General features: G+C 66.3%; 25 protein-coding genes. 15 read left to right on the top strand and 10 right to left on the bottom strand.

Annotated features, from left to right (window positions below; genetic code table 11):
• Nucleotides 1-242 precede the first annotated feature (242 nt).
• Together SK571_RS37790 and SK571_RS37785 are read left to right on the top strand one after the other, a co-directional pair.
• Nucleotides 243-1,157, top strand: coding sequence for a hypothetical protein (locus tag SK571_RS37790; RefSeq protein ID WP_319988915.1), 915 nt, complete (start codon nt 243-245; stop codon nt 1,155-1,157).
• Complete coding sequence (locus tag SK571_RS37785; RefSeq protein WP_319988914.1) at nt 1,154-2,212, top strand: hypothetical protein; 1,059 nt, start codon at nt 1,154-1,156, stop codon at nt 2,210-2,212. Before SK571_RS37790 ends, SK571_RS37785 begins: the two co-directional genes overlap by 4 nt.
• A 64-nt stretch (nt 2,213-2,276) precedes the next feature.
• Here SK571_RS37785 and SK571_RS37780 read toward each other — a convergent pair whose 3' ends face one another.
• Complete coding sequence (locus SK571_RS37780; protein ID WP_319988913.1) at nt 2,277-2,984, bottom strand: HAD family hydrolase; 708 nt, start codon at nt 2,982-2,984, stop codon at nt 2,277-2,279.
• A gap of 78 nt (nt 2,985-3,062) precedes the next feature.
• Here SK571_RS37780 and SK571_RS37775 point away from each other — a divergent pair, with 78 nt between their 5' ends.
• The 5 genes from SK571_RS37775 to SK571_RS46515 all read left to right on the top strand — a co-directional run bounded on the left by SK571_RS37775 (nt 3,063) and on the right by SK571_RS46515 (nt 7,248).
• Entirely contained in the window at nt 3,063-4,268 is a 1,206-nt protein-coding gene (locus tag SK571_RS37775; protein WP_319988912.1) for a helix-turn-helix domain-containing protein, read from the top strand.
• Between the two features lie 112 nt (nt 4,269-4,380).
• A complete protein-coding gene (locus SK571_RS37770; protein WP_319988911.1) occupies nt 4,381-4,614 on the top strand; it encodes a hypothetical protein in 234 nt (77 codons plus the stop codon).
• The gene (locus SK571_RS37765) at nt 4,611-5,435 is read left to right on the top strand and encodes a Scr1 family TA system antitoxin-like transcriptional regulator (RefSeq protein WP_319988910.1); all 825 of its coding nucleotides are present in this window, start codon (nt 4,611-4,613) and stop codon (nt 5,433-5,435) included. Before SK571_RS37770 ends, SK571_RS37765 begins: the two co-directional genes overlap by 4 nt.
• 51 nt (nt 5,436-5,486) lie before the next feature.
• On the top strand, nt 5,487-6,338 hold the full coding sequence (locus SK571_RS37760) for a helix-turn-helix domain-containing protein (RefSeq protein ID WP_319988909.1): 852 nt from the start codon (nt 5,487-5,489) through the stop codon (nt 6,336-6,338).
• A gap of 217 nt (nt 6,339-6,555) precedes the next feature.
• Nucleotides 6,556-7,248 carry a phosphotransferase gene (locus SK571_RS46515; RefSeq protein ID WP_406602092.1) on the top strand — a complete coding sequence of 231 codons (693 nt, stop codon included), beginning with the start codon at nt 6,556-6,558 and terminating at the stop codon, nt 7,246-7,248.
• On the opposite strand, the gene SK571_RS37755 is transcribed toward SK571_RS46515, so the two are convergent.
• Together SK571_RS37755 and SK571_RS37750 are read right to left on the bottom strand one after the other, a co-directional pair.
• Entirely contained in the window at nt 7,172-9,832 is a 2,661-nt protein-coding gene (locus tag SK571_RS37755) for an alpha/beta hydrolase family protein (protein WP_319988908.1), read from the bottom strand. The two genes, SK571_RS46515 and SK571_RS37755, sit on opposite strands and share 77 nt — an antisense overlap.
• A 420-nt stretch (nt 9,833-10,252) precedes the next feature.
• On the bottom strand, nt 10,253-10,414 hold the full coding sequence (locus SK571_RS37750; RefSeq protein WP_319988907.1) for a hypothetical protein: 162 nt from the start codon (nt 10,412-10,414) through the stop codon (nt 10,253-10,255).
• A gap of 68 nt (nt 10,415-10,482) precedes the next feature.
• Here SK571_RS37750 and SK571_RS37745 point away from each other — a divergent pair, with 68 nt between their 5' ends.
• The 4 genes from SK571_RS37745 (at nt 10,483) to SK571_RS37730 (ending at nt 13,715) form a co-directional block, all read left to right on the top strand.
• Nucleotides 10,483-11,079: a histidine phosphatase family protein gene (locus SK571_RS37745; RefSeq protein WP_319988906.1), complete on the top strand. Its 597-nt coding sequence runs from the start codon at nt 10,483-10,485 to the stop codon at nt 11,077-11,079.
• Entirely contained in the window at nt 11,079-11,552 is a 474-nt protein-coding gene (locus SK571_RS37740) for a GNAT family N-acetyltransferase (RefSeq protein ID WP_319988905.1), read from the top strand. The genes SK571_RS37745 and SK571_RS37740 overlap by 1 nt, the downstream gene beginning before the upstream one ends.
• Nucleotides 11,553-11,677: 125 nt before the next feature.
• Nucleotides 11,678-12,094, top strand: coding sequence for a DUF5684 domain-containing protein (locus SK571_RS37735; RefSeq protein ID WP_319988904.1), 417 nt, complete (start codon nt 11,678-11,680; stop codon nt 12,092-12,094).
• A 145-nt stretch (nt 12,095-12,239) separates the two neighbouring features.
• Nucleotides 12,240-13,715 (top strand): glycoside hydrolase family 28 protein, encoded by a 1,476-nt coding sequence (locus SK571_RS37730; RefSeq protein ID WP_319988903.1) that lies wholly within the window; start codon nt 12,240-12,242, stop codon nt 13,713-13,715.
• Here SK571_RS37730 and SK571_RS37725 read toward each other — a convergent pair.
• The 3 genes from SK571_RS37725 to SK571_RS37715 form a co-directional block, all read right to left on the bottom strand.
• Nucleotides 13,712-14,488, bottom strand: a complete 777-nt coding sequence (locus SK571_RS37725; protein WP_319988902.1) for an SAM-dependent methyltransferase — start codon at nt 14,486-14,488, stop codon at nt 13,712-13,714. The two genes, SK571_RS37730 and SK571_RS37725, sit on opposite strands and share 4 nt — an antisense overlap.
• A gap of 180 nt (nt 14,489-14,668) precedes the next feature.
• On the bottom strand, nt 14,669-15,379 hold the full coding sequence (locus SK571_RS37720; protein WP_319988901.1) for a S1 family peptidase: 711 nt from the start codon (nt 15,377-15,379) through the stop codon (nt 14,669-14,671).
• 83 nt (nt 15,380-15,462) lie between these two features.
• Nucleotides 15,463-15,882 (bottom strand): hypothetical protein, encoded by a 420-nt coding sequence (locus SK571_RS37715; RefSeq protein WP_319988900.1) that lies wholly within the window; start codon nt 15,880-15,882, stop codon nt 15,463-15,465.
• Nucleotides 15,883-16,133: 251 nt separating this feature from the next.
• On the opposite strand from SK571_RS37715, the gene SK571_RS37710 reads away from it, so the two are divergent.
• Entirely contained in the window at nt 16,134-17,069 is a 936-nt protein-coding gene (locus SK571_RS37710; protein WP_319988899.1) for a diacylglycerol/lipid kinase family protein, read from the top strand.
• A gap of 248 nt (nt 17,070-17,317) precedes the next feature.
• Entirely contained in the window at nt 17,318-17,572 is a 255-nt protein-coding gene (locus tag SK571_RS37705) for a WhiB family transcriptional regulator (protein WP_015104912.1), read from the top strand.
• A 141-nt stretch (nt 17,573-17,713) separates the two neighbouring features.
• Here SK571_RS37705 and SK571_RS37700 read toward each other — a convergent pair whose 3' ends face one another.
• On the bottom strand, nt 17,714-19,192 hold the full coding sequence (locus SK571_RS37700) for a histidine kinase N-terminal domain-containing protein (RefSeq protein WP_319988967.1): 1,479 nt from the start codon (nt 19,190-19,192) through the stop codon (nt 17,714-17,716).
• A 55-nt stretch (nt 19,193-19,247) separates the two neighbouring features.
• On the opposite strand from SK571_RS37700, the gene SK571_RS46510 reads away from it, so the two are divergent.
• On the top strand, nt 19,248-19,322 hold the full coding sequence (locus SK571_RS46510) for a 50S ribosomal protein bL37 (protein ID WP_369809028.1): 75 nt from the start codon (nt 19,248-19,250) through the stop codon (nt 19,320-19,322).
• 73 nt (nt 19,323-19,395) lie between these two features.
• Here SK571_RS46510 and rsrA read toward each other — a convergent pair whose 3' ends face one another.
• The gene (rsrA, locus tag SK571_RS37695; RefSeq protein WP_319988898.1) at nt 19,396-19,656 is read right to left on the bottom strand and encodes a mycothiol system anti-sigma-R factor; all 261 of its coding nucleotides are present in this window, start codon (nt 19,654-19,656) and stop codon (nt 19,396-19,398) included.
• A complete protein-coding gene (locus tag SK571_RS37690) occupies nt 19,653-20,318 on the bottom strand; it encodes a sigma-70 family RNA polymerase sigma factor (RefSeq protein WP_319988897.1) in 666 nt (221 codons plus the stop codon). The genes rsrA and SK571_RS37690 overlap by 4 nt, the downstream gene beginning before the upstream one ends.
• Nucleotides 20,319-20,368: 50 nt before the next feature.
• Here SK571_RS37690 and ybaK point away from each other — a divergent pair, with 50 nt between their 5' ends.
• A complete protein-coding gene (ybaK, locus tag SK571_RS37685; RefSeq protein WP_319988896.1) occupies nt 20,369-20,845 on the top strand; it encodes a Cys-tRNA(Pro) deacylase in 477 nt (158 codons plus the stop codon).
• 15 nt (nt 20,846-20,860) lie between these two features.
• Here ybaK and SK571_RS37680 read toward each other — a convergent pair whose 3' ends face one another.
• The gene (locus SK571_RS37680; protein ID WP_319988895.1) at nt 20,861-21,349 is read right to left on the bottom strand and encodes a hypothetical protein; all 489 of its coding nucleotides are present in this window, start codon (nt 21,347-21,349) and stop codon (nt 20,861-20,863) included.
• Nucleotides 21,350-21,429: the final 80 nt, after the last annotated feature.

The following is a 21,429-nucleotide window of genomic DNA, read 5'->3' as shown; positions in this document are numbered from 1 at the left end:
TGGAGGCGCCGAACAACACCTTTCGGGGCTGAACTCCGCGACGGATGCAGGCACGAGCGACCAGCGGCCCCCGCAGGGGGCCGCCTTGATGAAGGAAAGAAACTTTGAACGCCGGTGCCGCTCCGACGCACACAGATGGTCAGATGCGCACGAGTCCATCTCTGCCAAGTACCGTGGTTCTGATCACGGAGAGACTTGGAGCATTGGTTTTGGAACCTCGGTTGCGTCCGCTGAACGGTGTCTTGGGGCTGCTCAAGCCTCACGACATCAACCACGCAGCCCTCCATGAGGCCGGCTTCGTCCTCGAAGGTCTAGAGATCCCCGTAAGGACGCCCAAGGGAAACGTCGTCGTCGACGCTCTCCTACATCATCCTGACAGCGCGTTGCTAGTCCCTGTTGAGAGCAAGTCGGGTAGCAACATTGAGGTGTCCCAAGCTCAGCGGTATGCGGTCTTGGATCCCAGGGCACTGGTGACCGCCAGCAACGTGACGATGCGCCATCGGATCGAACCGACGGTGCAGCCCGTCTACGCCTGCCTAGAGGAGCATCTTCATCGCATCCGCCAGGGCCTGGACGCTGAGAAGCTCTTCTTCCCGGTCATCGCAGTTGGCGGTCACACGATCGGGTTCGATCTTCCCGACGTCGCGTCACCACTTCTGCTGAGCATGTTCCCCCGGACACGCGTGACACTGAACGGACCTTTGCCACGTCTGATCGAACTTGATCACGAGTCTCCCGTCGAGGCGTACACAAGCCCGGTCAAGGCCGAACTCGTCGCTGCTCTGGCACGCCGGAAGGACCGAGTCGGCGTACCGCATCTCGCGGAGGACGTCGTCCCTTACCTCGCGTGGTACCCGCTCACTACCAAGAACACGATCATCAAGAAGGTCCGGCAAGCTGCGGAGGAAGTAGCTCGCGAAGATCCTTCAACGTTCGAGATCAGGCGGACAGCATCGAACGATCCAGGTACGGTGCTCCTGCTCAAGACACCTGAAGACAACGACCCTCGCGGTCGCACACAGGCGTACCAAGCACTGGCCCGTGACAGAAACCGCCGCAGGGCCGTCCAGAAGGTGGACCCCAACCAACTCGACCTGTTGACGGTGCTCGACCAGGTGGATGATGACAGTGGCGAGACCGGGGAGGAGGAGCTGTGATCACCAGAGCTGACATGTCGCGCGAGTTGGATCCCAGCCCTAGCTCGCCCACGAAGACGTTCATCATCGAGGCCCACACGGAAGAGCCGGAAGACTTCCTTGCTCACATGGTCGGCAAGGACGCTCTTGAGAAGACGGCAGACGCCTATCTGTACCGCCTCCATCTGCCAGATGGCATCGTCTGGGTAGATCAGCTGGACGAACGCTTTTGGAGCGTCCATACCGGCATCTCGATGCGCACCGCGAACAGCTTCCTGAAGAAGCAGGTCGAGCGGTATCGAGAGCTTGACTGGATCTGGCTACCTTCGAACCATCTTCGAAACATGTGGCCGAACGCCATCCCAAAGCGGGTGCGCACATCCTTCAATGGCCAGAATCTTCTTGGGCCAGGTTCGCCCGCCCGCAACCTAAAGGTGCAGCTGTACGGAGACGGCGCCGACCGCCTGCTGGACTACATTTCCCAAGACGAGCAGTACCGATCTGCGGTCTCCTTCGACAGTGTCCAGAACACTGTGGTGGACCCAGATTTTGGGATCCTCGAAGAGGGCGTCAGTAGAATGGGCCGTTTTGCCGCCACAGGCAATAGCTTTGAGTTCCATCTACAGTTCGTTCGCGCCGTAGTTGAACGGTACAAGGCGTTTGTCCTACTTTGCGAGTCGAAGTCAATTGGCTATAGCGCCTACAGCGACGGCGGAGGAAGTCTCACTGGCGGCCCTATAGGCGTGCGCTTTAGTCGTCAGATTGAGGATCTGTCGGGGTTCCTTGCAGAGCTGTTCTCATCAAGGCACCCATACAGGCTCTGGGGAATCCCTGAGATTCACGATGGTTACGCGACAGTAGACGCGGTAGATCTTCATATCGGCAGCAGGGTAAGGCTTGACATCGGTAGCGACTGGCTGCGCATTTACCTGACCCAGGGCTGTTGCGGCAACTCCGTGGCTAGGCTCGTCGCGAACCTCCAGCACACCTTCGACGGTGCGCTACGGCTCGACGATCCCGAGCTTCAGGACGCACTCAACGGCAACTTCTCAGCGCTTCAAGGCGGGGCGAACTAGTCCGGCTAGCTGCGAAGCCTATAGCGGGCAGCAAGTCACGACGCTTGGAAGAAAGCTGTACGCCCTAGGATTTGACCAGCTGTTGAAGTCGGACTGTGTCCGATAGATTTTCGAGCACATTGATCGCTCCAGCGGCTCGCAGCTCCTCAACATCGCTTTGCCCACTCGCCACGGCGATGATCTGGACCCCTGCGGTCAGAGCGGCGGCCACGTCTCGTGGTGTGTCACCGATGAGCACCGTGTCGCTTGGACCGAACTGCGTGTCGAGTTGCTGGGCTGCGCGTTCCCTGGCGATTGTCACAAGCTCCGCTCGGTCCGAGTGGTCGTCTCCGTACGAACTCGTCTCCAGGTCGAGAAACTGTTCCAGCCCGAGCGCAACCAGCTTGATGCGCGCGACGGCCCGGAGGTTCCCGGTCAACACCCCTTGGTGGACGGTCGGTTCAGACTCCAAAGCCGCCAGAGCTTCCCGCGCACCTGACAACACGCGGGCTCGCAACGCGAACTCATCGCGGCCAGCCTCATAGCTGTCGACGAGTGCGTCCACGAGCTTGCGTGTTGCCGCGTCGGTCGGTTCGATCCCGTGCAACTTCAAGGTCTCCACGATGATGTCCACCTCTGTCCTACCGCTCACGTCTGCAAGCTGCTGAAAGGGTTGGCCGAACGCTCTCGGGATCGCTCGCTCGTACATCTCCCGGCCCATGCCGCGAGACTGAAGCAACGTGTGGTCGATGTCCCAGAGCACGAGCCGTCGCAGCTCGTTCGGCGCGATCATGCTTCGAGTCTGTCACTCGGTTGGGGTCTCGCGCTGGGGTGTAGCGTCAGTGCAGGTCAACGCTTCGCAGGGGTGGGGATGGACGATCAGCTCGCAGCCATGATCGGCGACCGAGTGCGTCTGCGCTGTCTCGCGTCGCGCCTGCCGAAGACCGTGATCGCAGGACTGGCGGGCATTACGCCCGACTACCTCTATCAGATTGAACGCGGGCTCAAGCTCCCCACGGTCACGGTGCTGAAGCAACTGGCCGAGGTGCTGAACGTGTCGGCTGACGAGTTGTTGAGCTCCACTTCGAAGCGGAAGACGTCGACCAGACGGGAGCCAGCGGGCGACGCGTTGTATCGAGCGTTCACCAGGCCTGCGGAGTCCGATGCAATAGCCATCGACGTAAAGGCGTTGCGCCGCAACGTTTTAGACGCCTGGCAGACCTGGCAGACGTCGGCCACCCGATACAGCCAACTCGCCCCGGAGCTTCCGGCACTCGTGATCAAGGCCGAGCAAGCGTTGCGTGACCGCGCCAACAGCTCAGCGGTTGATCAGCGAGAGGTTCAGTGCTGCGCCGCCGATCTATACGCGTTGCTGCGCAGCGTTGCCAAGAGGCTGGGCAGGGTGGACGTCTCGCTGCTCGCAGCCGATCGTGCGATCCGTGCCGGCGAGAACGCAGACGACCCGCTGCGGTTGGCGATGGCCCAATGGAACCTGGCTCAGGTCTTGCTTGCCGATGGCGAAGCTGAGGGCGCCGAAGACGTCGCGATGCAGGCGGCTGAGGCCCTGACGGCCTGGACGGATCACGACCTCGACGCCGTCGCGCTCCGCGGTGCGCTCCTGCTCGTCGGCTCCATTGCGGCCGCACGTCGAGGAGACGTCCGGCGGGCACGGGAGCGCGTGCAGGCAGTTGAGCCGTTGGCGCAGCAGACAGGCGAACGCAACACGTTGTGGACGGTTTTCGGTCCAACGAACGTAGCGATGCACGCAGTCAGCGTTGAGGTCGAAACTGGCTCGGCTGCGGAAGGGCTGCGGCTGGCCGAACGGATCGATCACGACCGCTCCCCCTCTATCGAACGTCGTGTGGCGTTCCTCCTTGACCAGGCCAAGGGTCAGGTACAGCGCCGCGACTACGGCAGCGCGTTGGTCATGCTGTCCGCCACTGAACGGGAAGCACCCGAGGATCTGAGGCATCGGCCGGCTGCGCACAAGCTGCTGGGAACGCTCGTACAGCGGGCTCGGCGTTCGGTCGCGACGGAAGCCGCGCGGCTCGCCACGCGTGTTGGCGCACCTCTCTGAGCAGCAGCGCTCCCAGCCAGGCCTAGCCGCCAGCTCGGGTTACTGATCAGTAGTCGATCTAGCGTCGCTGCTGTCAGGCGCCCTACAGCTGTCGCGTCGAGGAGTACTCACCGTGTTGTCGCCCGAGGATGTCGATCTGGTCGCGGGACTCCGCAAGGTCTCGGAGCTGATGCCCGGCATCGCGTTCGACATCGTCATGGAGACCCTGCCGCCGGAAAGCGAGCGTGAGTTCGGCCGAATCCTTATCGCGCTCGGCGAAACCTTGTCCGACCGTGCCGAAAGGCGAGGTCCACCTGAGCAGGCGATAGGCGGCCACGGGACCACTGACAGCTTGGGGCCGCGGTGACGACGATCTTCCATCCGTCGATGGCCGAGAGAGCGATCGGCCGCGAGCTGCGAAGGTGGCGGAACGACGCTGGTTTGAGTCTCTCTGTCGCCTGTAAGCGGGCGGGGTTCTCGGCTGCGACGCTCAGCCTGACCGAGAACGCTCTGAAGCCGTTCGACCCGCTGGACATCATGCTTCTCGGGCGCATCTACGAGCTTCCGAACCATGTCTGGAAGCAGACGGTCAAGCGCGCTGAGACTGCCGCGAGCGGACGTACCCGGAACGCGAACGTGCCGCACAGTTCGGTTGAGCTAAACGCAGCCAGAGATGTGGATGACGCTTACCTAGAGGCTGTGACGATCTGCGCTTTCGGTGTGGACGTGATCCCGCGCTTCCTCCAGACCCCTGAATACAGGATCTCTGCCACTGCTCTGGGATGCCCTACCTATCCGGCTGACTGCCCGGAACGCACGGCAGCGCAGCAGGCTCGCTGGACGGACAGCCTGACTGCAACGGCAGGGCGCGGCCCTACCGTGAAGGCCTTGATCAGCAGGAATGCGATTCGCCGAGTAGTCGGCAACCCGACGATCACGAACGCCGCTCTCCTCCAGCTGATACGGCTCTCAGAAATCGAGTCCTTCACGGTCCAGGTGACCGAAAGCGAGCCTCTGCCAGAAAACTCGTACATCCACCTCTCTTTCCCACACCGACAACACGGCGACGCGGTGTATGTGGAGGGCAACGGCAATGCGCGGTACATCGAAGACTCGGCTGTGTGCGAACTGGTCGGCCAGAGCTTCCGAGCACTGCAACAGTCGCCCTCAGTCCGATTCAGTCCATAGAGGTGATAGCCGAGACGGCCAGCACCATGACAGACGGAGGCAACTGAGCGCATGGATCGGGTATCACCCACGCCGCGGAGCCGCGAGCTCGGCGACGAACTCCGAACCCTGCGGGAGCGGTTCGCCAGAGGGTCCGAGTTCGCCAAGTCACTCGACTGGGACCCGAGCAAAGTGTCCAACATCGAACGCGGGAAGGTACACCCGACCGACATCGACCTCGCTCAGTTCCTGACTGCGTGCGGCAAAGATCGACGTTGGATCACCGAGTTCATCGGCCACTACCGGCAGGCCTTCGAACCGTACTTCGCCCAGCAGCCGACGAACTCCACGACGATCCTGTTCGCGGAACGCACGGCAACCACCATCACCGGCTATGGCGGGACGATGATCCCGGACCTGGTTCGGACTGACGCCTACACGGAGCACACGCTCCAGCAGTGCGGGGCGACCCCGGAGCAGATCCGGTCTGCCGTCCAGTCCCAACAGGAGCGCTGTTGCATTCTGCGAGCGCCCAGGCGGCCGACGTGCATGTTCTACGTGAACGAAACGGCAGTCAGAGCGCAGCTCGATGACGACCGCACGCGGATGGATCAACTGGAGCTGCTCAAGCGCATGTCGTGGGCACTTCGCGTCGTTCCTGCGGGCAAGGAGCTGCCTTCCTCATCCGGCTTCACGCTCTACGAATACGAGAAGATGCCTGCCACGGCCGTCGTCGATTGCGATGTCGCGAGAGTTTTCGCACAGAACGATGCGGCCACGTCTCGATGCCGGAGGGTCTTGGCGAGCCTGGACCACGTGGCCTTGAGTCACTCCGAGTCGAGAGACCTCTTCAGCCAGTTGCTCACGGAGGAGTACGTGGCTGCTATCGCGGCCGCGTCGGGTGAGCGTCCAGACATGTCGTAACGCTGAGCTGGGGTTTGGCGGTGCCCGAGGTTCAACCTCGACCTCTTCGGGCATCTACAAGAGCTGGCAGGCCAAAAACCGAACCTCTAGCGTGGGCAAGGTGCACAACGTGCTTGAAGCGGGCATCCCAGATGGGCCTTTCAGCTCTGGTCTCGTGTCTGCTGTGCTGAAGGCGGCTTCCGCCCACACGGGGATCGACTCGACCGATGCGCGCTTGATGCGGCTCGGCGAGAACGCCTTGTTCCATCTCCCGGATTCGTCCGCCGTTGTGCGCATCGCCCGGAGTCGCGATCACTGGGACGACGCAGTCAAGGAAGTGGCGGTTGCGAGCTGGCTCCACGAGAGCGGCTTGCCCGCCGCGCGGCTGTACGACCTCGATCAGCCGATCTCGGTCTCTGGGTACCCCGTGACGTTCTGGCGCTACATCGACGGTCGCAACGGGGGTCGCGGTGATGTCGGCGCCTTGGGCCGCCTGCTGCTGAAGCTGCACAAAACACCTCGCCCAACGACGTTCGAGCTGCCGGAGCAAGACATCCTCGCGCGCGTCCAGCCTCGGATCGGATCCGCGGGTGTGCCAGATGCTGACAAGCGCTTCCTGCTGAACAGGGTCGCCGAACTCCGGGAGGAGATCAACGCGCTCAGCTCCACAGTGACGGCCCGGAGACGGCCCAAGTCCCCGCCGAGACCCGTTAGCGCAGCTCAGGGCATGTTCCCGGACAAATCGACAAGATCTTCTGGGAGACCAAGCAGGGCTGAGCCCCGCTGCGGTTTCACCGAACGGCGCCGCTCCCCGGACAGGGGGCGGCGCCGTTCGTCGTTGCGGGCAGGCGCGGTTACGCCGCGTCCCTCACCTTGCCGATCACCTCGAAGTCCGTGCCGGTGGGCGAGAGGCCCTCGAACTTCAGCCTGACCTGCTCCTCGGTCTCGGTCTCGGTGTCGGCCACGGTCGGCACCTCGAACTCGAACGACGTCGCGCCCGTCGGGATGAAGGCGTAGAACCCGAGCTGAGTGGCGGACAACGGCCGCGAAGGCAGCGCCGCCTCACCCGAGTTCAGCAGGAGCCACTCGGGGTCGACGTCCGTTGTGGACAGTTCGGTGCCGGAGGCGGGTGCCACCGGCACTCCGCCGAGCGAGACCGGCGAGTCGACCGGCTCGGAGAGGGTCAGCCTCCACTTCAGGGCGCCGCCCTCCACCACGCTGTCGGCGACGGGGGTGACCGCCACCTTCGGGGCGGGGTCGTCGTTGCGCACCAGCAGGCCGCCGAGCGCGGAGCCGACGACCGCGTTCGAGATCGCCTGCACCGACACGGGGTGGCGGACGTCGCTGCCCCACCTCGTGTTGCCGGTGTAGGTCACCGGCACCTCGGCGCGGTGCTCGCCCGGCTTGAGCGTCACGAGCCTCGTCGCGGGCTTGTTGCCGGGCTCGTTGTAGAAGAGCCTGATCACGCGGGTGCCGTTGCCGGTCGCGGTGACGACGATGTTGTGGGTCTGCGTGCCGGAGTCGCCCTCGTCGACGGCTGTGACGGCGGCGTCGACACGTGCGAGACGCGTGGGAATCACCGGGACCAGTCCCTTGTCCCAGCCGTAGGCGTCGATCAGCCACGCCTCGCCGGACGCGGATTCGGGAACCAGTTCCAGCGAAGCGGCGCGGCCGATGCCCTGGGGCAGCGGAACGCGGACTTCCTGCGCCCACAACGAACTCGTGCGGTCCGATCCGGGCAGACCGGTCACCGAGACGGAACCGAGCGGGTGCTTGCGTCCGTTGTGGTCGGTCACCGAGACGCCGAGGCGGGTGGCCGCGGCGTTCGGCGGGACGGCCAGGCGGAGTGCCAGGTCGCGTGAGCCGTTCAGCGACACCGGCGCGGAAGGCGTGACCACCCCGGCCTGACCTGCGGCCGACCACTTCAGCGCGACCGACAGGCGTTCGGGTTGCGCCACTGCGCCTCGGAACCCGACGAAGTGCGGCGAGCGCGTGGCGCTGCACGCGACAGCGGCGTCGCGGGACGTCTGCTGGCAGATCCGCGCGCTGCCGGACACCCCGGTGGCACCGTCCGGCACCACGAACGACCTGCGGTCGCCCCCGATGGCGTGCGAGAGGACGCGGGCCGGGTCGGCGGACGGCGCGCGGACGCCGGAGCCGTCGAGCAGTGGCAGCACGGACTCGTCGCGGCCGAGGAACAGGCGTGCGGACGCCGCGATGTAGGTGGCGCCCATGGTCTGCTGCTGGTCGGCGGTCAGGCGGGTCGGGGCACCGGGCGTGCACAGCGGGTCCGGCTGCTGGCCGGGCCAGAAGTCGTCGAACGCCGGCGCCTCGGCCTGGCCAGGGGTCCACTCGCTGTTGAAGTAGTTGTGGTTCGCGCCGACCATGTAGAGCGCGCTGTGCAACGCGTCGCCACGGCTCAGGCCGCGCGTCTGGTCCACGAGGATCTGGCCCTGCAGGTCGGACACGTCACCGTCGCATCCGGGCAGGAACGTCACCGAGGGAACGTCCGGTGCCGGGTTGTGGCCGAAGATCGTGGGGCCGATCAGCACGTCACCGCGGATGTTCCAGCGCACCGGGCCGCTGAACCCGGTGTCGCCGGGCGGCGGGGTGAGGCTGTCGGTGGCGGCGCGGTTGACGCCCTCACCGCCGCGGGAGTGGCCCACCAGCAGCACCTTCGCCATGTCGGCGGACGGTGCGGACTTCACGGCGGCGGGCGCGGTGCCCCGGCCGGACGCCCAGTCCGACCACTTCGCCAGGTGGTGGCGCACCAGTGACGAACGCCCCTGCGCACCCGCGTCGGCGGTCAGCGCGTCCTGGGCGTTGATGCCGTTGGCGGAGATCGACACCGTCAGATACCCCTGCGACGCCAGCAACTGCTGCGCCTTCAGGTATCCCTTGTGGCTCGGCACGGCGGTCGAACCGCTGGGGCACGGCCAGGTCATCGAGATCTGGTTCGGATCGGACTTGTTGTAGCAGGTGAAGTGCCTGCCGTGCAGGAAGAGCACGAGCGGACGCTTGCCCGGCGCACCCTTGGGCGCGACGACGACGGCCTCCATCTCGATCGGCGCCGCGTACTCGGGCAGCCTGACCGGGTCGAGCGCGTACTCGCCGGTGCCGGTGGCGTACGGGCCCGGCTTGCCGGGGTCCACGTCGGCCTGCGGCTGCAACGCCGGCAGCTCGGGCACGGACAGCCCTGCCGCCGGTGGCTGCACCACGTCCAGGCGTTTGCCGGCCGACCGCACCTGCAACGCGGCGGGGTCGGCCGCCGCGGCCTTCAACGTGAAGGTCCGCAGGTTCGCCGACTCCTGGGCGAGCCCCAGGAACCGGTCGCCCTCCCAGAACTCCACGCCCGCGTCGAGCAACGGCACGGGCGTGGGGGTGGTCCACCGGATCACGTCTCCGGAGACGGTCCAGCCAGGCGGGGAAGGCGTTTCCGGCGCGGCCGACGCGGGCAGCGCCGGTAGTACCGCGGCCAGCAGAACGGGTATCAGAAAAGTGACTGTGCGACGCATGTGCGGGTCCCCCTCAAAAGGACGATCCACTCCGTTCTAGCCACGTCGCACAGCACACGGCACGCAATTTGGCCCGAAATCCGCCAATCAAAACGACAACCAGCCGGGAGTAGTACGCCGTTCAGCCCAAAATCCCGGTTTCATCCCCTTCTGGCCGGAAGGTGGTGGGCCAGGTCGAGTCCAGCACGGTCGTGACGCTTCCCATCGGCGTGCCACGCTCCTCAGACCCGATCCCGTGTGGTTCCGGCAGCCCCTGCCAATCCAGCACGCACCCCATCGTCATTCCCCCTCAGAACTGCGATCAGGACCTCCCAGGAAAGCAGGCGGCCCTGCAACGCGCCCGCATTTCGAGCACAGCCGAAATGCCACCGGTGTTCAGCGCTCAGGGATTTCCGGAATCGAGCACGGGGAGGCGCGGTCTCACTGCCCTCTGGTGTCCGTGCCGCGCTCGTTCTGACTCAGTTTGTTCCAGGTCGAGGTCAGCTCCGCGCGGATGCGGGCGACACGAACCCCGAAGGCCTCGCGGATCTCCTGGGCGTCGACCTCGTCGGAGGCGCCGTGGTGGGGGTGCTCGGCGGTCATGGCGCGCTGGATACCTCGAAGGCGGACTGCCCCAAACGTGCTCCCGGTCACTGCCTAGGATCGAACAGGTGAGCACCCACCTCTACCTGCTGCGGCACGGCCAGACCGAGTGGTCCGAAAGCGGCAGGCACACGGGACGCACTGACATCGAGCTGACGCCCGAGGGCGAGCAGCAAGCACGCCGCGCGGGCGCCACGCTCGCACGGCTCAGAGGCACCGACCAGGCCCCCGCACTCGTGCTGACGAGTCCCCGGCAGCGCGCCACCAGGACGGCCGCACTGGCCGGGCTGGAGGTCAGTGCGACGACCGAGGACCTGGCCGAGTGGGACTACGGCGACTACGAGGGCATCACCACGCCGCAGATCCGCGAGCGCGTGGCCGGCTGGACGGTGTGGTCGCACCCGATGCCCAACGGCGAGACGCACGCGGAGGTGCAGGAACGGGCGCGCAAGGTGCTCGGCGAGGTGCGCAAGATCCTGCCCGGCGGCGACGTCGTGCTGGTCGGCCACGGGCACTTCAGCCGCGTGCTGATCGCGGCGTGGCTGGGCCTCGCGCCCGACCAGGGCGTCCACTTCGGACTGGACCCGGCCGGCATCTGCCAGCTGGGCGACGAGCGGGGCGACCCGCAGGTGCGCAGGCTCAACGTGCCCGCGTGGGAGGTGTGATGATCCGGCGGGTCGAACCGCGTGACGTCGACGCGGTCGTGGGACTGGTCCACGAACTGGCGCTGTACGAGAAGGCACCCGAGCAGTGCCACCTCACCGCGGAACAGTTGCACACCGCGCTGTTCAACGAGAGCCCCGCGCTGTTCGGCCACGTCGCCGAAGTGGACGGTCGGGTCGTCGGCATCGCGTTGTGGTTCCTCAACTTCTCGACGTGGGACGGCGTGCACGGCATCTACCTCGAAGACCTCTACGTCACGCCGGACCAGCGCGGCAACGGCCTCGGCAAGCAGCTCCTGGAAGCGCTTGCCCAGGAGTGCGTCGCGAAGGGGTACACCCGTCTGCAGTGGTGGGTGCTCAACTGGAACGAGCCCAGCATCGGCTTCTACAAGTCGCTGGGCGCCGTGCCGATGGACGAGTGGACGACGATGCGCGTCGCGGACGAGGCCCTGGTCAAGCTCGGCTCTTCACTCTGAAGGTTGACAGAAGGTCTCGAAACGCTCACGAAACGGGAATTCCACTCAGGACGGGTCCACGGTGCTGGCAGCGTCCCCGCTCGCCGATCCCCCGGCAAAAGCAAGCGTGGAAAGAAGGAAAGACCGTGGGCACTGACCCGACTACCGTTGACCCCGCCGTCTCGACCGGCATCGGCGTCGTCGGCGCGATCATCTACCTCGCGTTCGCCGTCTTCGCGATCGTCGTGATGTGGAAGGTCTTCGCCAAGGCCGGTCAGCCCGGCTGGGCCGCGATCATCCCGATCTACAACATCTACGTCTGGCTGAAGGTCGCGGGCCGTCCCGGCTGGTGGCTGATCCTGTTCCTCATCCCGATCGTGAACATCGTCATGGCGCTGATCGTCTCGATCGACATCGCCAAGTCGTTCGCGAAGGACGCCGTGTTCGGCGTCGTCGGCCTGTGGCTGTTCAGCATCATCGGTTACGCGATCCTCGCGTTCGGTGGCGCGCAGTACCGCGGCCCGGCCGCGCTCGTGAGCCAGCAGGGCGCCTACCAGGGCTGAGCAAGACCTCGAAGGCCGGGCCACGAAGTCACCCTGTACTTCAGGCCCGGCCTTCACTATGGTCGCCCCTGAAACCGTTTTCAGAACGTTTCAGACGCCGAGCAGCCGCCGCCCTCGACGCAGGACGAGGAAGGACCTCTCAACGATGAGGCGTCGACTGACCGGCGCGTTCGTCGCACTAGCGGTGGTCGTGGCACCGGTGGGCGTGGCGAAGGCGACCAGCTTCAACGTCAAGGACTACGGAGCGAAGGGCGACGGCAGGGCGATCGACTCGGTCGCCATCGACAAGGCCATCGCGGCGGCCTCGGCGGCCGGCAACGGCATCGTCGAAATTCCGCCGGGCACGTACCTCTCCCGCTCGATCCACCTCAAGAGCAACATCACGATCAACCTCCAGCAGGGCGCGCGGATCGTGGCGTCCGGCAGCGGCATCGACGCGCCGGAACCCAACCCCACCTACCGCAGGTACCAGGACTTCGGGCACAGCCACTTCCGCAACGCGTTGCTGTGGGGCGAGAACGTCGAGAACATCAACTTCACCGGCAAGGGTGTCATCGACGGCGCGAACAAGCTGGAGACCGGCGAGAACATCCCTGCGGGCAAGGGCGACAAGATGCTGTCGCTCAAGTTCTGCAAGAACGTCAACATCACCGGCGTGACGTTCCGGGAGGCCGGACACTTCGCGATCATCACCAACGGCTGCAACGGGATGAAGCTCGACCGCATCACCGTCGACAGCCCGGAGGACCGCGACGGCATCAACTTCATCAACAGCTCCAACATCGAGCTGTCGAACTCCACCATCGTCTCCAGCGACGACGCCGTGGCGTTCAAGAGCGACTACGCCACCGGCAGGACGTTCCTCAGCGAGAACAACGTCGTCCGCGACTCCACCATCGAGTCGACGGAGAACAACGCCGTCCAGTTCGGCTCGGAGACCTGCGGCAGCTTCAGGAACATCCAGTTCCGCAACCTCAGGATCACCGGCGCCTCCAAGGCAGGCCTGGGCATGGTGTCGATGGACGGCGCGGTGATCGAGGACGTCCTCTACGACAACATCCAGCTCACCAAGACCGGCTCGCCGATCTACCTCCACGTCGGCAAACGCGGCCGCTGCCCGGACAACCCGCCCACCGGCAAGATCCGCAACATCACCTACCGGAACATCACCGGCACGAACCTGACCGCGCCGCGCGACATCCCCGGCGACCCCGAGTACGCCTCGACCGTCTCCGGCCGGTCCGACTCGAAGATCACCGGCCTGACGTTCGACCGCGTGAAGCTGACGGTTCCGGGCAACCACAAGGAGTCCGACGCCGTGAAGAGCCCGCCCGAGGTGTCCGGCGAGTACCCGCCGCGGATCTTCGGCGTGCGGCCCGCTTTCGGGTTCTGGATCCGCAACGCGACCGACGTGAAGTTCCTCGACAGCACCATCGAGTTCGACAGGAACGACGGACGCCCGGCGTTCACCACCGACGGCGTGCAGGACATCTCGCTGAACGGCGTGAAGGTGGAACGCAGCACGGGCGCGACCGACCTGCAGTGGCGCAAGAGCAGCGGGACCTCGGTCACGAACAGCACGACCACGAGCGGTCAGGCGCTGCGAGCCAGGAACGGCTAGACCATCCCGACCGCGCCGTACGTCGACGCGTCGGCGGCGGCGGACGTGCCGGGAAGCTCGCCGTCCGCCCTCCAGTGGGCGGCGAGCACCAGTCCGGGCTCCAGCAGCGTCAGGCCGCAGAGGAACTCCTCGACGTCCTGCTTGGACCGCGGCACGAGCTTCGACCCCATGTCGCCCCCGAGGTCGACCAGCCGGCCGACGAGCTCCGGCTCCACGTCCTTCGTGAGGTGCGTCAGTGCGAGAACGCTGCCCTCGGACAACGCGGCCCGGTAGCGCGCGATGACGCCCCCGGGCTCGTCCGTGACGTACGGCAGGACGCCGACCATGAGCACGGCGGCCGGCTGGGTGAAGTCGATGAGGCGGCGCGTCTCCGGGTGCCGCAGCACGGCGCCGACGTCACCGATGTCGGACTGGACGATCGCGGCGTTGAGGTTGTCGCGCAGCATCGTGCGGGCGTGGGCCACGGTCACCGGGTCGCTGTCGACGTAGACGACGTGGCACGACGGGTCGAGCGACTGGGCGACCTCGTGGACGTTGCCGGCGGTCGGGATACCGCTACCCAGGTCGAGGAACTGGCGGATGCCGTACTCCTCGACGCACAGGCGCACCACGCGACGGGAGAAGGACCTGATCGTGCGCGCCATCTCGGCGACGGGGAACCGCTTGATGATCTCCTCGGCCAGCACGCGGTCGACCGCGAAGTTGTGCGCTCCGCCGAGGTAGTAGTCGAACAGGCGAGCCACATTCGGGCGTTCGGAATCGCCGTTTGTCATCACCCGCTGCGGGCCGTCCTGCACTGCGCACCTCACATGCTCCCGAGCGGCGCGAACGCTGGAGGCACGGTAACTGGCTACTCCGTTCGTGTCCATCCACCATTAGTGGTCACGTAGGGTGATGGCCCCCGGCCGGAGCCGAGGGCCATCGCAGGGTTGCCGCAGGTCGATCAGGGTGTGTCAGACACCCGCGTACTGGCGGATCCAGGCGCGGTAGCCGGAGTTGTTGATGTTGGTGTAGTTCGAGACGGTCGAACGGTTCGAGGTGGACGCGACGCCGACCTGCCGGCCGTCGGCGAACATCGGGCCACCGGAGTCCCCGCCGGCGGCGATGCCGTCGATCCGGCGCACGCTGATGGCCTGGCCACCGCGGTAGTCAGTACCGCTGGTGGTCGTGACGCGGGTGTCCGCGACCTTCAGGTAGCGGGACTGGCAGTTGATCTCCGGCTGGTTGGTGCAGGTGGCACCCCAGCCGTAGATCTTCACGGTCTCGCCGACCGAGACCGTCGAGCCGAGCGGCGCGAACGGCGCGGACATCGACGTGCTGACCCGCGCGAGCGCGAGGTCGGCCGACGGGTGCTTGATGATCTGGTTGGCGGTGACCAGCTGGCCACCGGAGGTCTGGTCCAGGCTGCCCGCGCGGAACGTGTACGTGCCGCTGCCCGAAACGCAGTGCTCAGCGGTTAGGATCCACTGAGGTGCGATCTTCGTGGCGGAGCAGTTCTCCCGGCCGTTGAAGAACAGGCGGGCGGCGTACGGGAAGTTCGACGCGTAGCTGCCACCGATGATCATCGGCGACATGTTCGGGTCCTCGGGCGCTGCCGAAGCCGTCGCAGGAGCGAGGGAGAGAGCCGCCAGGACGGCGCCCGCGATCGCGGTCGTCAAACGCATGGTTGGTCACCTCGGTGAGTGCAGGGAGTGGTTAAGCAACCACCCACAGCTTCACCCGGCCGTGTGACTGTGACCACCCTCCGTTAGTCGGCTTTGTCGCCTTCCGATACGTCGTCGAGGCCCATCGCCCACTTGCGCCCGTCGTTGGTGAACAGGAACACCAGCACGACGACGCAGTAGATGCCGCCCAGCGAGCCGAGCAGCTGCTGCTCCGAAGGCCCGTACGCGTACCAGGCGCAGCCGAGCAGCAGCAGCTGCGTGACGATCACGGGCGTGCGGGCGCCGTGGTGGCCGCGGAACAACATGACCGTCGCGAAGAGCACCCCGCCGAACCAGACCACGAGCACACCGGCGGCGCCGAGGATCGGACCGGCGGGCGTCGATCCGCCGATCACCCGGACGACGAGCGCGACGGCCAGCGCGATGCCGCCCAGACCCTGCACGAAGGTGAGCGCGGACGCGATGCGCACCGCGCGCGGCGGCGCCTGGATCTGAGTGGTCACGGGAGACCTTTCATCACGTTCTGTACTGGTCACGGATCGTAGGCCACCCGGTTGGAGGGCTCTCCGAGCACGTCCCGCGCGGGAAGATCAAGGGGCCTTCAGCGAGCCGGCGGTCGTCCGGGGTGCACTCGGCTGCGAGGTGAACGCGGTGCTGACGGAAGGGAGATTTACGCCACTTTCGTGAGGCTGTAGCCACCCTGAGGGAGGACATGCGAGCCGCGGACGGTCACGCACTGTCTTACTCTCAAGTTGTGCGCGCTCTTCTCGTGGTGAACCCGCAGGCGACTACAACGACGCCGGCGGGCCGTGACGTGCTGGCGCACGCACTCGCGAGCGACGTGAAGCTGGAGGTCGTAGAGACCTCCTACCGCGGCCATGCGGCGGACGCCGCGCACCAGGCGGCGGCGGACGGGTTCGACCTCGTCATCGCCCACGGCGGCGACGGCACGGTCAACGAGGCGGTCAACGGCATCCTGCGCGGCGGTCCCCGCCCCGAGACGCCGATGCTGGGCGTCGTGCCCGGCGGTTCGGCCAACGTCTTCGCGGGCGCGCTCGGCATTCCGCGCGACCCCGTGGAGGCCACGCACGTCCTGCTCCAGTCGATCGAGCACGGCACCCGGCGCCGCATCGGGCTCGGCCAGGTCTTCGCGGACGTCATCGAGGGCGGCCGCTGGTTCACGTTCAACGCGGGCATGGGCCTCGACGCCGATGTCGTCGCCGGCGTGGAACGCAAGCGTGCCAAGGGCCACAACGCGAGTCCCGCTCTGTATCTAAGCGTCGCCGTCAAGGCGTACGCGCAACTCGTGCGCAAGCCGCAGCACTTCACCGTCGAGGTGCCGGACGAGGCGCCGTTCGACGACGTCGGCATGGTGTTCGTGTCGAACACCGACCCGTGGACGTACCTCGGCGACAGGGCGATCCAGCTCAACCCCAGCACGTCGTTCGACGGCGGCCTCGGCCTGAGTGCTTTGAGGACCTTGCGGGTACCCACCGTCGGGCGCTACATCGCCCAGGTCCTCGCGACGGGGAACCCGAAGGGCGGAAATCTCGTTCGGCGTGACGACGTGGGTTATGTCAGAGTGAAGTGCGAGGAGCCTGCCAACCTCCAGGTTGACGGAGATTTTCTCGGAACGACCACGGCGGTGGAGTTCCGGGCGGTCCCGGATGCGTTGACTGTTGCCCTGTAAGGAACTTGACAGTCCGTGATCGGTTCGTGACCGTCTCGGTACCCAGCCGGGATGTACTGCAGTCGAGTGACAGCAGAGCGTGAAACCCCAGGTGAACGCTGTCGATCTTTTGGGTGAGTTCACTCACCGGGTCAGTGGTTACCCCTTGACATCCCAGCCGTTCGTGAAAGCATTCACAAGCACCCCAAAAACGACCGCTGACAACCGGCGTGCCCTTGTGCGCGCCCACTCGCTGAGGAGTAGTTCCAATGGACTGGCGCCACCGCGCGATCTGCCGCGACGAGGACCCCGAGCTGTTCTTCCCCGTTGGGAACAGTGGTCCCGCGCTGCTTCAGATCGCCGAGGCGAAGACCGTCTGCCGCCGCTGCCCCGTCGTCTCCGACTGCCTCGCGTGGGCGCTCGAGAGCGGCCAGGACGCCGGCGTGTGGGGCGGGATGAGCGAAGACGAGCGCCGCGCCCTCAAGCGCCGCAACGCCCGCACGCGGGCCCGCAGCAACGCCTGACCAGGCAGTTAGCCGCGAACAAGCTATACAGAAGAAGCCCGACACCGTGCCAGGTGTCGGGCTTCTTCGTTTGTTTGCACACCCTCCCGCATGACCACGTGAGACCGCTGAGGCTGGTCGCCACGTGTGCACGGCGTTAGTTTAGCGCCGCCCTCTGAGCGGCACGCGCAGGACCGCCTCAGTACCGCCTCGGGGCCTGCGCCGCAAGCTCAAAGAGCCTCTCAATTCGGAATCAACAAGGGTCCGAACGATCTGCAGGCCCAGCCGATCGGTGCGTTCCAGCGAAAAACCCTGCGGAAGGCCCTTGCCGTCGTCGGTGATCGTCACGTCGAGCCATTTCGCGGACCGCTCGGAGTGCACGACGACCTCGCCGCGCTGGCCAGGGGCGTAGGCGTGCTCGAAGGCGTTCTGCACGAGTTCGGTCAGCACCATCACCAGCGGGGTGGCGATCTCGGCCGGCACGATGCCGAACCCGCCCTCGCGGCGCACGCTGACCTGCGTCTCGGTGACCGCCACGTCGCTCATCATCGGGATGACCTTGTCGACCACGTCGTCGAGATCGACTCGCTCGTCGACGCTCATCGACAGCGTCTCGTGAACCAGTGCGATGGAGGTCACACGGCGCACCGACTCGGCGAGCGCCTCCTTCGCCTCCGGGTTGTTCAACCTGCGGCTTTGCAGCCTCAGCAGGGCCGCGACGGTCTGCAGGTTGTTCTTCACCCGGTGGTGGATCTCGCGGATCGTGGCGTCCTTCGACATCAACGCGCGGTCGCGGCGGCGCACCTCGGTGACGTCGCGGCACAGCACGATGGCGCCCGCGGCCTGTCCGCGCGGCCGAAGGGGCAAAGAACGGAACAGCACCGCGGCACCGCGCCGTGACTCGGCCTCCATGCGCATCGACGGCTGGCCGTCCAGCGCCTGCCTGATGCGCTGAGCGACCTCGGTGGCGTCGAACGGGTCACCGATGAGACTGCGCGTCAACGGCGCCAGGTGCACACCCACGAGGTCTGACGCGTGACCCATGCGGTGGTAGGCCGACAGCGCGTTCGGCGAGGCGAACACCACCGCCCCGGACGGATCGAGCCTGATCAGCCCGTCGCCGACGCGCGGACTGGTGTGCACGTCCGGCGACGGTTCGGGCGCGGGGAACGTGCCGTCCGCGATCATCTGGCACAGGTCGGCCGCGCTGCCGAGGTACGAGATCTCCAACGGCGACGGCACGCGCGGCACGGCCAGGTTGGTGCTGCGGCTCAGCACCGCGATGACCTGGCTGCCCAGCCTCACCGGGATGGTCTCGCGCCGCACCGGCACGCCCAGGTGCCAGCGCGGGTCCTCCTCGCGGCAGATCCGCGACTCGTCGATGGCCCGGCGCAGCTGCGGGTGGTCCTCCGAGTCGACCTCGCTGCCGACGACGTCCTCCGGGTGGGCCGTCGGCGCCGTCGTGGGACGGGCCTGGGCGACGCAGAGGAACTTGTCGTCGTCGAGGGGGACCCACATGACGAAGTCCGCGAACGACAGGTCGGAGAGGAGTTGCCACTCCGCGACGACCAGCTGGAGGTGGTCGACGGCGGCGCCGGAGAGCTTGGTGTGCTCAGCCAGCAGGTCCGTGAGCGTGCTCAGAACTCCTCCATGAGAAACTGGTGGGTGAAGCAGTTCTTGATCCTAGGAGAAACCCATGTCGAAGCGTGCTCGCAAGCGCCGCGACCGCAAAAAGGGCGGCGCCAACCGAGGCAAGCGCCCCAACGCCTGAGTGCTGCGAAAGGCCCTGGACGCCACCACGGTGACCAGGGCCTTTTGTCTTGCTCGGGTCTTGCTGAGGACGGTCAGTCCTCGCTGCGAATCTCCACGATCGTGGCGCGGATGCGCGCCTTCAGATCGGCGGGCGCGTAGTCTCCGCCACACTTGCGGGCGAGCAGCGCCTTGAGGTGCTCCTCCAGCCCGAACTGCTCCAGGCACGGATGGCACTCGTCGAGGTGCGTCTGCAGCGCCGCGCGCCGGGTCTTGTCGCATTCCTGGTCCAGGAACAGCCAGACCTCGGACAGCACCTCTGAGCAGTCGGTGTCGTGGGGTTCGCCGCAGTTCATGACGCGTCTCCGTTGCTGCTCCGGAGGAAGCCGCGGTCGCGGGCGACGTCCGCCAGCATGTCGCGGAGCTGGCGACGGCCCCGGTGCAACCGGGACATCACCGTGCCGATCGGGGTGCCCATGATGTCTGCGATCTCCTTGTACGCGAAGCCTTCGACATCGGCGAGGTAGACCGCGATCCGGAACTCCTCCGGCAACCGCTGCAATGCTTCCTTGACGTCGCTGTCGGGCAGGTTGTCGAGTGCCTCGACCTCGGCGCTGCGCAGCCCGGACGAGGTGTGGCTTTCCGCCTGCGCCAGCTGCCAGTCCGTGATCTCGTCGGTCGGCTGCTGAATCGGCTGGCGCTGCTTCTTGCGGTAGCCGTTGATGTACGTGTTCGTCAGGATCCGGTAAAGCCAGGCCTTCAGGTTCGTGCCCTCCGAGAAGGAGGCGAACGCCGAATAGGCCTTGAGGAACGTCTCCTGCACCAGGTCCTCGGCATCGGCCGGATTGCGCGTCATGCGCAGGGCCGCCGAGTAGAGCTGGTCGAGCATGGGCATCGCGTCGCGTTCGAAACGCGCAGCGCGTTCCGCCGTCGTCTCTGTCGTGCCGGTGGCGGGCACCGCGCTCCCTTCCCACAGGTTCTGGGTCGGGACTGACTCTACGCGTGACCGCTCGAGCATGTTCGTTGCCACGTTCTACCTAACAACAGAGGTGCTGGTAGTAATTCCGCATGGCCGGACGTGGGACCCCCGCCACAGCGCTGCTGGACAAGCAGCGGGTGGCGCACACCTTGCATTCGTACGAGCACGACCCCCGCCACGAGTCCTACGGGCTGGAGGCGGCCGAGGCGCTCGGACTGGTGCCGGAGCGTGTCTTCAAGACGCTCGTGGCCGAGGTGGACGGCAAGCTCGCGGTCGGCGTCGTGCCGGTGACGGTGCAGCTCGACCTGAAGGGTCTCGCGGCGGCGTTGAAGGGCAAGAAGGCCAAGATGGCCGTCGTCGCCGACGCCGAGCGCGCCACGGGTTATGTCGCCGGCGGCATTTCTCCACTCGGCCAGAAGAAACGCCTCCCCGTCGTGGTCGACGAGTCGGCCCTGCAGTTCGAGACCTTGTTCTGCAGCGCCGGCAGGCGTGGTCTCGAAGTCGAGATCACGCCTGCCGACCTGGTGCGACTCACCGGAGCGGTGGTCGCGAAGATCAGCGCCTAGTGGTGTGACCCGCCACTAGCTGACCGGCCAACCGATGTTGCCGACCTGCACGGGAGCGCCGATCCACGACGGCCACGCGACGGTGACCCGGTCACCGAGGCTGCCCTGGCCGGGCAGGTCGAACTGGATGGACGCGGGCGTCACGTGCGGACCGCTGATCCGCGAGCCCACGTAGAGGACCGCGGAGTAGTTCCCGTGGACGGTCGCCTCGCTGTACTCGCCCTGGCCACCGGTCAGCGGGACGTTCATGTCCGCGCCCTCGGCGTCGAGGAACCGCAAGTTGCTCACGCTGCCGCCGATCGTGCAGGTGACGCCCTCGGCGGCGGCGAACCTGACCACGTGACCCTTGTTCGTGCTCCCGTTCGGGCGCATGTCGTGGGCGCTGATCACCAGGTCGTCTCCGGTGCACCACGGCGCTTCGTCGGCCTGCGCCGTCGTCGTCACCGCGGCGGACAGGAGGGCGGCACCGGCCAATGCCAGTGCGGTGTTGCGGAACGAGTTCACGCGTTCTCCCCGAATAGGTCTCGATTGGTGATTCCCCTTACGACCGGGGTGACGCCATCGATGCGCATTCGGTTGTCATG

The organism is Lentzea kristufekii (genome assembly GCF_033949925.1).
In the GTDB taxonomy this organism is placed as follows: domain Bacteria; phylum Actinomycetota; class Actinomycetes; order Mycobacteriales; family Pseudonocardiaceae; genus Lentzea; species Lentzea kristufekii.
This window is presented reverse-complemented; position numbering and strand designations above follow the sequence as displayed.